Annotated in this window: 16 protein-coding genes and 2 pseudogenes; 9 read left to right on the plus strand and 9 right to left on the minus strand. The window is 66.3% G+C overall.

Features of this window, described 5'->3' with window-relative positions:
- Window positions 1-193 precede the first annotated feature (193 nt).
- From petA to K9B35_RS09510, 5 genes are all read left to right on the plus strand, one after another.
- Entirely contained in the window at window positions 194-766 is a 573-nt protein-coding gene (petA, locus tag K9B35_RS09490) for a ubiquinol-cytochrome c reductase iron-sulfur subunit (RefSeq protein WP_224921580.1), read from the plus strand.
- A 13-nt stretch (window positions 767-779) separates the two neighbouring features.
- Window positions 780-2,066, plus strand: coding sequence for a cytochrome b (locus tag K9B35_RS09495; protein WP_224921581.1), 1,287 nt, complete (start codon window positions 780-782; stop codon window positions 2,064-2,066).
- Window positions 2,067-2,081: 15 nt separating this feature from the next.
- Window positions 2,082-2,921: a cytochrome c1 gene (locus K9B35_RS09500; RefSeq protein WP_224921582.1), complete on the plus strand. Its 840-nt coding sequence runs from the start codon at window positions 2,082-2,084 to the stop codon at window positions 2,919-2,921.
- A gap of 69 nt (window positions 2,922-2,990) precedes the next feature.
- Window positions 2,991-3,530: an adenine phosphoribosyltransferase gene (locus K9B35_RS09505; RefSeq protein ID WP_224921583.1), complete on the plus strand. Its 540-nt coding sequence runs from the start codon at window positions 2,991-2,993 to the stop codon at window positions 3,528-3,530.
- A 69-nt stretch (window positions 3,531-3,599) separates the two neighbouring features.
- Window positions 3,600-4,118, plus strand: coding sequence for a hypothetical protein (locus K9B35_RS09510; protein WP_224921584.1), 519 nt, complete (start codon window positions 3,600-3,602; stop codon window positions 4,116-4,118).
- 265 nt (window positions 4,119-4,383) lie between these two features.
- On the opposite strand, the gene K9B35_RS09515 is transcribed toward K9B35_RS09510, so the two are convergent.
- From K9B35_RS09515 to K9B35_RS09535, 6 genes and pseudogenes are all read right to left on the minus strand, one after another.
- Entirely contained in the window at window positions 4,384-4,833 is a 450-nt protein-coding gene (locus tag K9B35_RS09515; RefSeq protein WP_224921585.1) for a MaoC family dehydratase, read from the minus strand.
- Window positions 4,834-4,874: 41 nt separating this feature from the next.
- Window positions 4,875-5,042, minus strand: a complete 168-nt coding sequence (locus tag K9B35_RS09520) for a hypothetical protein (RefSeq protein WP_224921711.1) — start codon at window positions 5,040-5,042, stop codon at window positions 4,875-4,877.
- A gap of 75 nt (window positions 5,043-5,117) precedes the next feature.
- Window positions 5,118-5,213 (minus strand): annotated as a pseudogene (locus K9B35_RS20180) (hypothetical protein); the annotation flags it as partial.
- A 107-nt stretch (window positions 5,214-5,320) separates the two neighbouring features.
- Window positions 5,321-6,115 (minus strand): annotated as a pseudogene (locus tag K9B35_RS09525) (ectonucleotide pyrophosphatase/phosphodiesterase); the annotation flags it as partial.
- A gap of 36 nt (window positions 6,116-6,151) precedes the next feature.
- Window positions 6,152-7,447, minus strand: a complete 1,296-nt coding sequence (locus tag K9B35_RS09530; protein ID WP_224921586.1) for a hypothetical protein — start codon at window positions 7,445-7,447, stop codon at window positions 6,152-6,154.
- A gap of 52 nt (window positions 7,448-7,499) precedes the next feature.
- Window positions 7,500-7,802 carry a hypothetical protein gene (locus K9B35_RS09535; RefSeq protein ID WP_224921587.1) on the minus strand — a complete coding sequence of 101 codons (303 nt, stop codon included), beginning with the start codon at window positions 7,800-7,802 and terminating at the stop codon, window positions 7,500-7,502.
- Window positions 7,803-7,852: 50 nt separating this feature from the next.
- On the opposite strand from K9B35_RS09535, the gene K9B35_RS09540 reads away from it, so the two are divergent.
- Together K9B35_RS09540 and K9B35_RS09545 are read left to right on the plus strand one after the other, a co-directional pair.
- Complete coding sequence (locus K9B35_RS09540; protein ID WP_224921588.1) at window positions 7,853-8,692, plus strand: oxygenase MpaB family protein; 840 nt, start codon at window positions 7,853-7,855, stop codon at window positions 8,690-8,692.
- Between the two features lie 34 nt (window positions 8,693-8,726).
- The gene (locus tag K9B35_RS09545; protein WP_224921589.1) at window positions 8,727-9,512 is read left to right on the plus strand and encodes a hypothetical protein; all 786 of its coding nucleotides are present in this window, start codon (window positions 8,727-8,729) and stop codon (window positions 9,510-9,512) included.
- A 58-nt stretch (window positions 9,513-9,570) separates the two neighbouring features.
- Here the strand turns inward: K9B35_RS09545 and ychF are convergent, their stop codons facing one another.
- The 3 genes from ychF to K9B35_RS09560 form a co-directional block, all read right to left on the minus strand.
- Window positions 9,571-10,671, minus strand: coding sequence for a redox-regulated ATPase YchF (gene ychF / locus K9B35_RS09550; RefSeq protein WP_224921590.1), 1,101 nt, complete (start codon window positions 10,669-10,671; stop codon window positions 9,571-9,573).
- Window positions 10,672-10,914: 243 nt separating this feature from the next.
- Window positions 10,915-11,382 (minus strand): glycine zipper 2TM domain-containing protein, encoded by a 468-nt coding sequence (locus tag K9B35_RS09555; protein WP_224921591.1) that lies wholly within the window; start codon window positions 11,380-11,382, stop codon window positions 10,915-10,917.
- A gap of 78 nt (window positions 11,383-11,460) precedes the next feature.
- Window positions 11,461-12,060, minus strand: coding sequence for a TIGR02466 family protein (locus K9B35_RS09560; protein ID WP_224921592.1), 600 nt, complete (start codon window positions 12,058-12,060; stop codon window positions 11,461-11,463).
- Between the two features lie 112 nt (window positions 12,061-12,172).
- Between K9B35_RS09560 and K9B35_RS09565 the strand changes: the two genes are divergently transcribed.
- Complete coding sequence (locus tag K9B35_RS09565) at window positions 12,173-12,712, plus strand: hypothetical protein (protein WP_224921593.1); 540 nt, start codon at window positions 12,173-12,175, stop codon at window positions 12,710-12,712.
- A 161-nt stretch (window positions 12,713-12,873) separates the two neighbouring features.
- Window positions 12,874-13,896 (plus strand): hypothetical protein, encoded by a 1,023-nt coding sequence (locus K9B35_RS09570; protein ID WP_224921594.1) that lies wholly within the window; start codon window positions 12,874-12,876, stop codon window positions 13,894-13,896.
- The last annotated feature ends 53 nt before the right edge of the window (window positions 13,897-13,949 follow it).

A 13,949-nucleotide genomic window follows, 5' to 3' on the forward strand; every position in this document is an offset into this window, starting at 1 on the left:
ATGTCCCCGATAGTGCAGGGCATGCGCCCGTCACAACCCAGTCAAAAAGGCGGTTGGCAAAGTCGCCCCGCGCCGTCTATCAGGCCCGCCAGCCACCGGGGGCAATCCGGGGGGCTGGGCGTGGCGTTCGCGCGCTTCGCTTCCGGGACAGGGGCGTGAAAACGCCGGAATTTTGAAGTGCAAGGGCTGATGCATGGCAACGCTTGAAGAAGCTGTACCTCCGGGTGACGCGGGTGACGCGCCGGCCGATCCTCGCCGTCGCGACTATCTCGCGATTGGTGCGGTCGCCTGGGCGGGTGTCGGCGCGGGCGTGATTGCGATCCCGCTCGTCAACCAGATGAGCCCGTCGGCCGACGTGCTGGCGCTGTCGACCACCGAACTCGACATTTCGGCGATCCAGCCGGGCCAGTCGATCAAGGCGACGTTCCGCAAGCAGCCGTTGTTCGTGCGCAACCTCACGGCACCTGAAATCGAAGCGGCGAACGCGACGCCGGTCAGCGACCTGCGCGATCCCCAGACGCTCGCCGAGCGCACCAAGGAGGGCAAGGCCAACTGGCTCGTCACCCTCGGCGTCTGCACCCATCTCGGCTGCGTGCCGCTGGGCGCTGGCGAGGGCGAGAACAAGGGTCCGTTCGGCGGCTATTTCTGCCCGTGCCACGGCTCGGCCTATGACACCGCCGGTCGCATCCGCACCGGTCCGGCACCGACGAACCTCGTCGTTCCGGAATACGCATTCATTTCCGACACCGTAATCCGGGTCGGCTGAGGGGGCACCTGAAATGAGCTTTCCCTGGGCAAAGCAGTATGAGCCGAAGCACCCGCTGACCAAGTGGGTGGATAGCCGTCTGCCGCTTCCGCGCTTCGTCTATAACGCCGTCGGCGCCGGTTATCCGGTTCCGCGCAACCTCAACTATTTCTGGAACTTCGGCGTCCTCGCCGGGATGTTCCTGGCGATCCAGATCCTCACGGGCATCGTGCTCGCGATGCATTATGCCGCGAATTCCGGCATCGCCTTCGACAGCGTCGAGCATATCATGCGCGACGTGCAGGGCGGCTGGTTCTTCCGCTACGCCCACGCCAATGGCGCATCGCTGTTCCTGGCGGTGGTGTATGTCCATATCGCCCGCGGCCTGTGGTACGGTTCGTACAAGGCGCCGCGCGAGATGGTGTGGCTGCTCGGTGTGGTCATCTTCCTGCTGATGATGGCGACCGCGTTCATGGGCTATGTCCTTCCCTGGGGCCAGATGAGCTTCTGGGGCGCGCAGGTGATCACCGGCTTCTTCTCGGCGATCCCGGGCGTTGGCGAGCCGATCCGCGTGTGGCTGCTGGGCGGGTTCGCGCCGGACAACGCCGCGCTGAACCGCTTCTTCTCGCTCCACTATCTGCTGCCGTTCGTGATCGCGGGCGTGATCATCCTGCACATCTGGGCGCTGCACATTCCCGGTTCGAACAACCCGACCGGCGTTGAGGTGAAAGATGAGCAGGACACGGTCCCGTTCCACCCCTATTACACGGCCAAGGACGGCATCGGCGTGGGCGTGGCACTGCTGGTTTATGCTGCGCTGATCTTCTATTCGCCGAACCTGCTGGGCCATCCGGACAATTACATCCCGGCCAACCCGCTTTCGACGCCCGCGCACATCGTGCCCGAATGGTATTTCCTGCCCTTCTACGCGATCCTGAAGTCGTTCACCGTCGACTTCATCTTCTCGGCGAAGCTGTGGGGCGTGCTGGCGATGTTCGGCTCGATCCTGCTGCTGTTCGTCCTGCCCTGGCTCGACACGTCGCCGGTGCGTTCGGCGAACTATCGCCCGACCTACCGGTGGTTCCTGCTCATCCTGCTGGTGGACGTGCTGGTGCTGGGCTATATCGGTGGTGCAGCGCCGACCCCGGGCGTGATCCTGATCGGCCAGATCGCGACCGCTTACTACTTCCTGCATTTCCTGGTGATCCTGCCGATCGTGTCCGCGATGGAGCGTCCGCGCCCGCTGCCGAACTCGATCACCGAAGCTGTGCTCGCCGGAAAGGGTGGCACTTCGCCACTCCAGACCGCTGCTGCCGAATAAGAGGGGCTGAAGAAAATGGTTCGCATTGGCGGCTTCATCGTCGGCGTCGGCTTCGTCTTCGCCCTGCTGCTCGGCATCTGGGACACGGTGTCGAACTGGATCAAGGAACCGCCCAAGGCGACGGTGGAAGAGGAATTCCACGCGTACGCCAAGGGCCCGGAGGGTGGCTTCTCGTTCGAAGGTGCGTTTGGCACTTACGACAAGCGCCAGCTGCAACGTGGCATGCAGGTGTACAAGGAAGTGTGCGCCGCCTGTCACTCGCTGCGTCTGGTGTCGTTCCGCGACCTGACCGCGCTTGGCTATAGCGAGGGTCAGATCAAGACCATCGCCAAGGGTTTCCAGGTCCCGTCGCTCAACCCCGAAACGGGTGAGCCGGCGACCCGCGACGGCATGCCTGCCGATCGTTTCCCGTCGCCCTATGCCAACGAGATCGCCGCGGCGGCCGCGAACAATAACGCGATCCCGCCCGACCTCTCGCTGATGGCGAAGGCGCGTGCCGATGGCTCCAACTATCTCTACTCGCTGCTGACCGGCTATCAGGCGCAGCCTGCGGAACTGCTCAAGAAGTTCCCGGAAGCCAAGACGCCGGAGGGGCTGCACTACAACCCCTATTTCCACACGCTCAACCTGGCGATGGCGGCGCCGCTGAAGGATGGTCAGGTGACCTATTCGGACGGCACCGCGGCCACCACCAAGAACTATGCGGCCGACGTCGCAGCGTTCCTGACCTGGACCGCCGAGCCGAAGATGGAAGCACGCAAGACCGCCGGGTTCGCGACGCTGATCTTCCTCGTGATCTTCTGCTTCCTTGCCTATGGCGCCAAGAAGCAGATCTGGCGGAACGTGAAGGACTAAGGTCCATCCGAACCTTTTCTCCGACGGCCCGGGAAGCGATTCCCGGGCCGTTTTCTTGGGAGCGATACCGTGACCCCGACCAATGACGACCTCGCCGCGCTGATCCGCACCATCCCCGATTTCCCAAAGCCGGGGATCATGTTCCGCGACATCACCACGTTGCTGCTCGACGCCGCCGGATTTGCCCGCGCGGTCGAACGGATCGTCGATGCGGTGGATGGCCCGGTCGACCTCGTGGCGGGAATCGAGGCACGCGGGTTCATCTTCGCAGCGCCCGTCGCGCTGGCGCTGGGGGCGGGGACGCTGCTGGTGCGCAAGGACGGCAAGCTGCCCGGAGCGACCGTGGCGGAGGATTATGCGCTGGAGTACGGCACCGATCGAATCGCGATCCATGCCGATGCGGTCGTGCCCGGCGCGCGCGTGTTGCTGATCGACGATCTGATCGCCACTGGCGGCACCGCGCGGGCCGCCGTCCGCCTGCTCCGCAAGGTGGGGGCGGTGGTAACGCAGGCGGCGTTCGTCATCGACCTGCCCGATCTGGGCGGTGCGGATGCGCTGCGTGCCGAGGGGCTCCATGTGACTGCGCTGGTCGCCTATCCCGGTCACTGACGGAACTTCGGCGGCTTCTCCCCCGTTCTCAAGCGATTAGGGCGCCGTGACGCGCCCGGGAGAAGCATCATGTTCACTATGCGTATCGTGAAGCTCGGTCTTGTCGGCGCGGCAGCGCTCGGCGTTGCGGCCTGTACCGATGGCTATGGCTATAGCGGCGTTTCAGCCGGCTATGGCGTTGGGGGCGGCGGTTCTTATGCCGGCGGCTATGGCGACCCCTATTGGGGCTGGCAGGGCGACTATTATTACCCCGGCACCGGTTACTATGTGTACGACCGTGACCGTCGGCCGATCCGCTGGAGCGACAGCCAGCGCCGCTATTGGGAGCAGCGCCGTCAGGGCTGGCGGGGTGACCGCCGCGCCGTGCGGGCGAACTGGCGCGAGTTTGCGCAGGATCGTCGCCAGGACGATCGTGCCTATCGCCAGGATCGCCGTCAGGACCGGCGCGACTATCGGCAGGGTGAAGTGACCCGGCCCGAAGCGCGCGCCGAACGCCGCGATGACCGGCGCGAATATCGCCGCGAATATCGTGACGATCGCCGTGAGTTGCGTCGCGAGAACCGCCGCGACCGGCGTCGGCCGAACTAGAGCCTATTCGGGCTTGCTAGAGGCATCGGGACGGAGCGGATTTTGGCGCAGGGCGAGGAGTGAGGAGGGAGCGATGCCAATGCATCGTGACCGACGAGGGACGACGCCATGCGCCAAAATCCGCCCGCCCCTTCGGGGTTGCCCTGGCGCGCCCGCTGGTCTGCGTCGCAGATCTTGCGCGTAGCGCCGCTACGCGCCGCGACCCGCTCCTTGCCAGCGAACACGCCAGGGCAATCACGATGCCTCTAGCCAGCCCGAATAGGCTCTAAGCGACTGGTCGAAGCGCCACGATCGCATTGGCGATGAAGCTGAGCACCGGCTCGTCATGCTGGTTGAACACCAGCATGCGCGAGCGGGTGCGGCCCATTTCCGGGCGCTTTTCCGACTGACGCTTCTCGAGCAACTCGGTTTCGCAACGCAGCGTGTCGCCGGGGAAGACCGGCTTGATCCAGCGCAGTTCGTCGATCCCAGCCGCGCCGAGGCTGGCGGTCGGGCGCACCTTCATCTGTTCGACCAGCATTGCCATCGTCATGGCGGCGGTGTGCCAGCCACTGGCGGCGAGACGGCCGAAATGGGTCTTTGCCGCCGCCTCGTCGGAGATGTGGAAGGGCTGGGGGTCGTATTTCCGGGCGAACTCCAGCACCTCTTCGCGCGTGACCGCATAGGAGCCGAAGCTGGCCTTGTCCCCGACCGTCAGGTCCTCGAAATAGATCATGGGATCAGTTTCGGTCCGAAACTGGTTCTTGGCAAGAGGGTTCAGCGGCGGAGCGCCGGTGCCAGCACCGCCGGATCGCCATCGGCATCCTTCGCCTGGGGGACGCCCGCCAGCTGACGCAGCAGCGGCGCGACATGGACATTGTCGAAGTCGGGCAGGGTGGTGCTCACCGCAAAGGCGGGACCATGCGCGAGGAACAGGGCCGTCATCTCCGGCGCTGCAGGATCCCAGCCATGCGCCCCACCGGGACGTAGCGGCTCGCCAACCGGGCGGGTCGTGATCGTCCAGCCGACCCTAGCGAGGCACAGGAACGACGAGACACGCGGATTGCGGCCGTAATGGAGGCGGGCAGGAATGTCCGCGCGGCGCCAGCATTCCATGTTGGGATGCGGCTTGAGCAGCGCTGCGGCCAGCGCCGCTTCGCACCCGGTTGCGGCTCGAGCGCGGCATAGGGGCCTTCTTCAATGGTCCGGAAATCGGTCGGTGCGGCGATCATATCCAGCTGGATGCGGCGGCGCTCGTCGGTCGCAGCCATGCCGTGATCGGCGACGAAGATCAGGTTGGCGGGCTGCCCCAGTCCGGCCAGCTCGCGAGTGAGCCGCCCGATCAGCGCGTCAATCTCCGCCACCGCCGCCGTCGTCTCGGGCGCGTCGGGGCCGAAGCGGTGTCCTGCGGTGTCGATCGTGTCGAAATACAGCCCCAGCAGCTTGGGCCGCGTCGCCGCCGGACGGCGCAACCAGTCGATGATCGCATCGACCCGCTGGCGCCCGTTCACCGCCATGCCGAATGCCTGCCAGTCATGGGGATAGGTGCCGCCGATCTCGACCGCCGAGCCCGGCCAGAACATGACCGCGGTTTGTACCCCAGCCTTTTCCGCGGCATTCCAGATCGGCTCGCCCTGATCCCACCAATAGGGCTGCTCGGAGCGCATGGTGAAGGTCTCACCGGGCCGCGCCGGATCTTCGAACCGGTTGGCGACGATGCCGTGCCGGTCCGGGCGCTTGCCGGTCACCAGGGTGTAGAAATTGGGAAACGTCTTGGTCGGGAAGGACGGCCGCATGTTGGCGCGCACCCCGCCGCGTGCGAGCTCGGACAGCACCGGGGTCACGCCGCGGTTGAGATAGTCGGGGTGGAAGCCGTCAAGTCCGATCAGGATCGTGACCGGCGCGCGCATCTCGGCGGTCGCGGCTGAAGGAGCAGCGGGCGCAAGCGCGTGCGTCTGGGTGCAGGCGGTAAGAAACAGGGCGGATATGGCCGCCGCCACGACTGATGGGATACGCATGGCGGCGGCCTATTGAGTTTAGATGACAGACGCGAGTCAGTCGCCCAGCGTCAGCTTCGCGAACGCGGTGCCGCTGATCGGGCTGTTCCCATAATAGGGATCGAGCGCATCGGGCTTGGCATAGGCAGCGACCGATCCGCCCAGCGCCAGCGACACCTTGTCGCCCAGCGGGATGCGATAGGCATAGCCGCCCTCGAACCGCGCGACGCGGAAGGGTTGGTCGTGCAGCGGGTGGCTGTGGTCGGGGAACAGCTCGTCATTGCGGACCAGTTCGGCGCGGCCGAAGAGGCTGTGGCGCGCGTCGATGTCCCAGTTCGCTTCCGCCACCCAGGCGCTGAGCGTGTCGCCCGGGATGCGGTTCTTGGCCGACCAGGCCAGCGTCGCGGACAGGCCGCCACGCGCGTAGTGGATGCTGGCAGTGGTGCGCGCCTCGTCCTCGTCGCCATGCAGCGCCTCGGGGCTTTTCAGGCGCCCATGGCTGACCTGCGCCGTCCAGTTCGGGGACGGGGTGAGGGTCGCGCGCAGGCTCCATGAATCGAGCTTGATCGGGTCGAAGCCCCAACGCTCCTCATCCGGCTCGCGGCCCTTGAACACCGATCCTTCCAGCTGAAGCGCCCGCGTCCGCACGCCTGCCGTCGCCACGCCATAGGTGATGTGCGTCGAATCGAACCAGTGATGCGCGATCGGCGACATCGTCTGATAGCGCGCCGAGCGGCGGTGCATGAAGGCGGGCGGGCCGAGCGCGGGTTCGCCGACCGGGCCGCCATAGAGGAAGGCGGTGGTGCCATCGGCGACATCGACCTCGACCCGTGCGGCCAGCTCCATGAACAGGTCGTGCGGATGCTGGCGGTCGACCAGCGCGCGGCCATTGGCGGTCTCGCCCGCCGCGAACAGGTTGGGATAGCCGCGCTTGCCCATCAGCGGGTCGAGGCTGAACATGCCGCGTAGCTCGATCCGGGCGGAATCGCCCAGCGGGCGGCTGGCGGTGACCATGCCCATTGTCTGGACAAACGCCATGTCGTCGCCGCGGGGGCCGCCCTGGCTGGTCACCGCGCCCCAGGCATAGCCGTGCGCCATCAGCATCCAGTCGCCCGTCGTGGCGTGCAGGCCGCCATGCTGGCCACCCTCGGCGGCGGGGAGCAACGCCGTGCCGGATGCGATCTGTGCGTTGGGCTTTGCTGCCGCTTCTGGCTCGCCGTGATGCTGGTGGTCGGTCTTAGCCGGTGCAGGCGCGGGCGTTGCGTGCTGGCCGTGGTCGTGCTCCTGCGCTGCCGCCGCAACGGGCAGCGCCGTCGCCGCCATCAGGGCGGCGAGCGTCGTTCGATAGGTCATCGTGATAAACTCCGTGAATGATCGGGAAGCGAGGCCAAGGCCCCGCAATCGATCACCCGCGCGGAGGGGGTGGTTCGGGCGTAAGGATCGCGCCGGGCATCCGCTGGACCGGGCCGGCCGCGTCGTGGCGCGCGATCAATGGGAGGGGCGGCGTCACCGCGCTCACGGTCATCGTCGAGGGGGCGATGCAGCCCACACACAGTGCCTTGCCCATCGCCGGAGCCTTGTCGGGCTGGGGTGCGGGCGCGTCATGATCCATCGTCACCGCGGCCATCTCGTGACACGCCGGCGCCGCCGCCGCAGGAGCGGGGAGCGTGCCGAGCAGCAATGCCAGCAGGATGAACAGACGCAGCATCGCGCCGCCCTAGCATTGCCGTGCGCATGCCGACAACCTAGCTTGACCCCATGCCTCCGCCCGATCTCACCGCCGGATTGCGCAAGCGCCTGATCGGCGTGGTCCGCGCGACGTTCAACGATTCTGCGCGGGGCGAGGCGCCGGTGCAGCGCAGCGACGATGCGCTGTTCGCGCGCGACAGCATCACCTGGCGCGTGCATGGCGACGTGACGACGATGATGGTCGGCGGGGTCGCGTCGCTGTTGCTGCAGATGCTGCATCCGGCGGTGCTGGCGGGCGTGTGGGACCATAGCGCGTTCCGCAAGGACATGCTCGGCCGCCTGCGCCGCACCGCGCGCTTCATCGCCGAGACGACCTATGCCGAACGCAGCATCGCCGAGGCGTCGATCGCCAAGGTGCGCGATGTGCATGAGCGGGTCGGAGGCACGCTGCCCGACGGCACCCCCTATCGCGCCGACGATCCGCAACTGCTCGCCTGGGTGCATGTGACCGAGATGTGGTGCTTCCTCGCTGCGTGGCAGCGCTATGGCGTGGCGGTCAGCCGTGCTGAGGAGGATATCTATTACGCCGAAACCGCACGCATCGCGCTAGCGCTGGGTGCCGATCCGGTGCCGCGCAGCCGGTTTGAGGCGGAGGGGCTGATCACCGCGATGCGCCCGCAACTGCTGGTCGATGATCGCACCCGCGAAGTCGCGAGCTTCCTGCTCAATCATCGCTCACCCAGTCTGGCGATGGCGCCTGCACAGGCGGCGATCTTTGCGGCGGCGGTGGATTTATTGCCCGACTGGGCGCGCGCAATGCACGGGCTACAACGCCCGGTGGTCGCGCTGCCGCTGGTGCGCGGATCGACGCTGGCGATCGCAAAGACGTTCAGGTGGGCGTTTCACTAGCGGAACTAATATTCGGCGCTTAGGTTGTCGCGCCATGAACCAGACCGCATCCGCTCCCGACAGCCGCGTCCGCGCCATTGCGGCGTTGGTGTTCGCGCTCGCCCAGATCCTCGCCCCGCTGCTGCCGATGATCGGCATCGGCAATCCGGTCGGCGAACAGTCGGCGGATACGCAGACGCTGATTACGCCCGCTGGATGGGCGTTCGCGATCTGGGGCCCGCTGTATTTCGGTACGCTCGTCTATGTCGTCTATCAGCTGTTGCCGCGCCATCGCGACAGCGAACTGGTGCGGCGGATCGGGTGGCATTTCGCCTTTGCCGTGCTCGGCAACGCGCTGTGGGTGACCTACACCCAGCTATTCAGCCTTGGCTTCCCGTCGGTGCTGATCATCGTGTTCACGCTGGTCAACCTGCTGGCGATCCTGCGCATTTTCGCCATCACCCCATCCTTTACGCTGGGCGAGCGGTTGGCGGTGGTGCTGCCGCTCAGCGCGCTGGCGGGCTGGCTGACCGCCGCGACGATCGTCAACATCGCTGCGGCGCTCAACTTCCACGATGTCGTCCTGCGTGGACCTTTGCCAGTGATCTCGGCGGCGATCCTGCTGGTGGGTGGAGCGATCGTCGCGGCGGCCGTGGTCGGCACCCGCGGCAACCCCTGGTACCCGTTGCCGTTCCTGTGGGCACTGTGGGCGATCCATCAAAAGGCCGGGCAGGCGCATTCGGAGATCGCCACTGCGACGATCGTCGCGGGGCTGGTCGTCGTCGCGACGTTGGTGGTGATGCTGGCGAGCGCAGAGCGCCGTCGCCGTTATCTTGGTTGAGGCATCGCTCTAACCCACGGCCTCCCCTCCCGTTCAGGGAGGGAAGGCCGCCGGGGGATCAGACGTTGAAACGGAACAGCATCACGTCGCCGTCCTGGACGACATATTCCTTGCCTTCCGAGCGCAGCTTGCCGTTGTCGCGAGCGCCTGTTTCGCCACTGAACTTGACGTAATCGTCGAACGCGATCGTTTCGGCGCGGATGAAGCCGCGTTCGAAATCGGTGTGGATCTCGCCCGCCGCCTGCGGAGCCTTGGCACCGACATGGGTGGTCCAGGCGCGCGCTTCCTTTGGCCCGACGGTGAAGAAGGTCAGCAGGTGCAGCAGGCTGTATCCGGCGCGGATCACGCGAGTCAGGCCGGTTTCTTCCAGCCCCAGCTCAGCGAGGAACTCGCCGCGCTCTTCGGCGGGCATCGTGGCGATTTCAGCCTCGATCGCGGCGGAGACGACGACCGCCTGCGCGCCCTCGGCCTTCGCCTTTTCGAACACGCGCGCCGAATAGTCATTGCCGTCGGCGGCGTGCTCTTCATTGACGTTGCAGACATAGAGCACCGGCTTGGCGGTGATCAGCTGCGCCTGCTTCAGCACGCGCTCTTCCTCGGCATCATTGGGCTTTACCAACCGCGCGGGCTTGCCCTCGCGCAGCAGGTCGAGCGCCTGCGCCAGCACGGTTGCGGCGACCTTTGCGTCCTTGTCGCCCTGCGCGGCCTTTTTCTGAAGGTTCGGCACGCGCTTCTCGAGGCTTTCGAGGTCGGACAGCATCAGTTCGGTCTCGACCGTCTCGGCGTCGGCGATCGGGTCGACCTTGTTGTCGACATGCTGGATGTCGTCATTCTCGAAACAGCGCAGGACATGGACGATCGCGTCCACCTCACGGATGTTGCCGAGGAACTGGTTGCCCAGCCCTTCGCCCTTGCTCGCGCCGCGCACGAGGCCGGCGATGTCGACGAAGCCGAGCTGGGTTTCGATGATCTTCTGCGACCCGGCGATCTTGGCCAGCGCGTCCAGACGGTCGTCCGGCACGGCGACGTTGCCGACATTCGGCTCGATCGTGCAGAAGGGATAGTTGGCCGCCTGCGCCGCCGCAGTCTGCGTCAGCGCGTTGAAAAGCGTCGATTTGCCGACGTTCGGCAAGCCGACAATGCCGCAGCGAAAGCCCATTTGTCCTGTGATCCTGTGGTCCGGGAAAGGCGCGCAGATAGGCCGGACGCGGGGAAAAGGCTATAGTTGGATTCAGCGAAGCTGAATGGCGGTGCCAGCCCGCTCCCCCACCCGGCCACCCAACGACAGTGTATTCTATGGGTGGCCGGGTGGGGGAGCGGGCTGGCACCGCTTCTCAAAGGCGCCCATGAAAAGGCCCGCCGGTCATGCGACCGGCGGGCCTCGTTCTTCACCGTTAGTGAATCAACGGCAGCGCACGTTGCCGCGTTCGACCTCACGGCCCAGCACCGCGCCGCCGGCGCCGCCCAGGATCACGCCGAGCACGTCGCCATTGCCAATCGCGCCGCCCAGGATGCCGCCCAGCGCCGCACCGACCACCAGGCCGGTGGTGCCGTCGCTGCGGCGGCAATAATAGCGGTTGTCACGGCCACGATAGATGCGGTCCTGACGGCTCATGCGCCGTTCGCTGTAGCGACCCGGACGATAGGCGCTCGACGGCTCCCAATTGCGGTCGCGGCGGTCGCCCTGCCAGCGATAGTCGGGACGCTGGTCGCGGCGTTCGCCATAACGGCGGTCGCGCCGCTCATTGTATTCGCGGTCACGCTCGCGCTCACGCTCCTGCCAGCTCTGCGCCGACGCGGTGGTGGTCATCAATGCGGTGGTCGGGACGGCGAGCGACAGCGCCAATAGCGCGAAAAGGCTCTTACGCATGGTCATTCTCCAGAAGGATAGGCAGTCCAATCGGTTCAGAAGCGAAATGGTTCCGCGCGCACGCTGATTGGGGCAGGATCAGCGATAGTTGAAGCTGATGCTGATCCGCTCACCCTTGCCCGCATGCGGTGTCACCTCGTGCCGCAGCCAGCTTTCCCACAGGAAGATGCTGCCCGGCGAGGGCTGGGCATAGACGAAGGTCTGGAGATCTTCGGGCGCGTCGGGGCGGCGGGGCGGGGCGGCCATCAGCATGGGCAGGCGCGGGTCCTCCAGCTTGAGCGCGCCGGCGCCCGGCGGCACTTCGACATAGATGGTGCCTGAAACCACGCTGTGCGGGTGGATATGCCCCGAATGGGTCCCGCCGGGCTTCAACACATTCACCCACAGGCTATCGAGCTTGAGCTTGCGCGACAGGTCCAGCGCGCAGGCGTCGGCGAACTGCGCGACATGGCGATTGAGGTGGCGGACCAGATCGGCAAAGCGCGGGTCGCGGATCGGCAGGTCGTCGAGCGAGGCGTAGCTGGTGTAGCCGCGATAGCCATGGTCCTTCGACCAGCGCTGCCCGGCGCGGTCCTGGTCCGCCAGATCGCGGCAGGCGTCGGCGAGCTCGGCCAGCAATGCGGCGTCGTCGAGCGTGGTTTCTGAAAAGCGCGTGGCGAACAGCGTCTTGATCGTCATGTCGCCCGCACAGCATGGACCGCGACGCGGCGCAAGCGGCGCTTGGTTGACAGCGCGCGGCGCGGCGTCAAAGTCGCGCGATCTGTAAGGACCAGGGGAGGACATCAAGTCCATGAAGCACTTCGCATTTCTCGCGCCACTGGCGCTGGTCGCGCTCGCCGGGTGCGGCGACAATGGCGCGCAGGAAAAGGCCGCGGCCGAGGCCAAGGCCAAGGCCGCGGAGAAGCGCAAGGCGCGCGATCTGCAGGACAAGCTCGCGCTCAACGTGCGTTGCTACGCCGCAGTGAAGTGGCAGCAGCGGCTGCTCGACAGCCCGTTGCCCAAGAACATCGCAGGCGGCGCAGCGCCGTTCCTGACCTATTATCGCGGCATGGTCGAAAAGACGCTGGGCGATCAGGTTATCCCCGCTGAGCCACCCAAGCCCGAATTGTCCAAGGCCGGACTCGACACCTATCTCGACTGGGCGGTCAAGGATCAGATCGAGACGAACTTCACCAAGGGCGACCGCGCGCAGGCGCATGCACAGGTCACCACCTGCCTGCAGAGCGGGGCCGAATTCGGCAGCGTCGGGCCGATGGCGAAGCTCAACCCGGCGGAGCGGTTCGGCAAGATCCAGCAGCTGCGCGGATTGCTCGGGCAGCTGGGCAACTGACGCGGTTATGCGCCGATGCGGCGAATCCCGCGTCGGCGCTCTTCCGTTTCGTGGCTAGCCACGCTACCGCGTCATATTGAGTGGTCGTGGCAACGCGGCCCGTTCATCCCCGGTACAGGCGCCGAGCGCCTTCCAGACGGCCACGTTACAGGAGTCGCAGTATGATTCGCCGTTCCATCCTGATTGCCAGCACCGCAGTTGTTCTGGTCGTAGCCGGCTGCAGCGGCGGCGATGACGCCACGCCGACGCCAACCCCGACCGCGACGTCCAGCGCGACGCCGACCCCAACGCCAACTGCGGCGCCGACCTATGCCGCGCTCCCGCTTACCGCTGCGGCAGAGTTCTTCACCGTCAGTGCTGCGATGAGCTACACCGGCGACGTGGCCGGTCCGGTCACGCTTGGTGCGGCAGGTACCGACGGGTTCTCGAACCGCGTCCGTCTTGCGCTGCAGAATGTGGCGACGGCGACTGACGCGCTACCGGTGGTAGTGCGTGAAAATGCTGAAGAATCGCGTTTCGCCACGGGCGATCAGCTGACCGCACCCGCAGTCGGCGTGACCGAATATGTCTATCGTGAGAGCACCGCGCCGACCACGGCGGGCGCGTTCACCCAGCTCGAACTCTACAATAACACGATCCGCAATCCCGCCACCCCGGACAGCGCGCCGGAGGGCTATCTGACGACGTTCAAGCGGTCGAGCTATGCCGCGTGGTGGCGTGGCGACAGCACTGCCGGTGCGAAGCGGATCACCTATGGCACCTATGGCTATCCGACCATTTCGACTGACCTGCCGACGACGGGTACGGCAACGTACACGACGACCGTAGCGGGCCGGGCGGTGATCTCGCCTGCTGCGGGCGCCAGCTCGGTCGACAAGCTGACCGGGACGGTCACCGTTTCGATCAACTATGCGACCGGTTTGGTCACCATGACGATGGACCTCAGCCGCGTCACTGCGGGCGGCAACGTCGCGTACGGCACCTTCACCGGCACCGGCGCGATCCCCGTGGGCAGCACGCAGTTCACCGGCAGCTTCGGCCCGGGCAGCACTGCGGGCGGCACCTTCCAGGGTGTGGCCTATGGCACGCAGGCGGCTGAGCTCGGCATCAGCTTCGCGATCAGCGGCGCGGTTGCGGCGGGCGACAGCCGTGCGGTCGGCGTGGTCCTCGCCAAGAAGAACTGATCCAACGCGATCCAACGAAAAAGGCCGGGGAGACCCGGCCTTTTTTGTGTCCG

This window comes from Sphingomonas sp. R647 (assembly GCF_020177055.1).
Classification (GTDB): Bacteria; Pseudomonadota; Alphaproteobacteria; order Sphingomonadales; family Sphingomonadaceae; genus Sphingomonas.

Excerpts from the sequence above, each read along its gene's own strand:
- petA (WP_224921580.1), top strand. The coding sequence starts at position 194 with ATGGCAACGCTTGAAGAAGCTGTACCTCCGGGTGACGCGGGTGACGCG.
- K9B35_RS09495 (WP_224921581.1), top strand. The coding sequence starts at position 780 with ATGAGCTTTCCCTGGGCAAAGCAGTATGAGCCGAAGCACCCGCTGACC.
- K9B35_RS09500 (WP_224921582.1), top strand. The coding sequence starts at position 2,082 with ATGGTTCGCATTGGCGGCTTCATCGTCGGCGTCGGCTTCGTCTTCGCC.
- K9B35_RS09510 (WP_224921584.1), top strand. The coding sequence starts at position 3,600 with ATGTTCACTATGCGTATCGTGAAGCTCGGTCTTGTCGGCGCGGCAGCG.
- K9B35_RS09515 (WP_224921585.1), bottom strand. The coding sequence starts at position 4,833 with ATGATCTATTTCGAGGACCTGACGGTCGGGGACAAGGCCAGCTTCGGC.
- K9B35_RS09520 (WP_224921711.1), bottom strand. The coding sequence starts at position 5,042 with ATGACGGCCCTGTTCCTCGCGCATGGTCCCGCCTTTGCGGTGAGCACC.
- K9B35_RS09530 (WP_224921586.1), bottom strand. The coding sequence starts at position 7,447 with ATGACCTATCGAACGACGCTCGCCGCCCTGATGGCGGCGACGGCGCTG.
- K9B35_RS09535 (WP_224921587.1), bottom strand. The coding sequence starts at position 7,802 with ATGCTGCGTCTGTTCATCCTGCTGGCATTGCTGCTCGGCACGCTCCCC.
- K9B35_RS09540 (WP_224921588.1), top strand. The coding sequence starts at position 7,853 with ATGCCTCCGCCCGATCTCACCGCCGGATTGCGCAAGCGCCTGATCGGC.
- K9B35_RS09545 (WP_224921589.1), top strand. The coding sequence starts at position 8,727 with ATGAACCAGACCGCATCCGCTCCCGACAGCCGCGTCCGCGCCATTGCG.
- ychF (WP_224921590.1), bottom strand. The coding sequence starts at position 10,671 with ATGGGCTTTCGCTGCGGCATTGTCGGCTTGCCGAACGTCGGCAAATCG.
- K9B35_RS09555 (WP_224921591.1), bottom strand. The coding sequence starts at position 11,382 with ATGCGTAAGAGCCTTTTCGCGCTATTGGCGCTGTCGCTCGCCGTCCCG.
- K9B35_RS09560 (WP_224921592.1), bottom strand. The coding sequence starts at position 12,060 with ATGACGATCAAGACGCTGTTCGCCACGCGCTTTTCAGAAACCACGCTC.
- K9B35_RS09565 (WP_224921593.1), top strand. The coding sequence starts at position 12,173 with ATGAAGCACTTCGCATTTCTCGCGCCACTGGCGCTGGTCGCGCTCGCC.
- K9B35_RS09570 (WP_224921594.1), top strand. The coding sequence starts at position 12,874 with ATGATTCGCCGTTCCATCCTGATTGCCAGCACCGCAGTTGTTCTGGTC.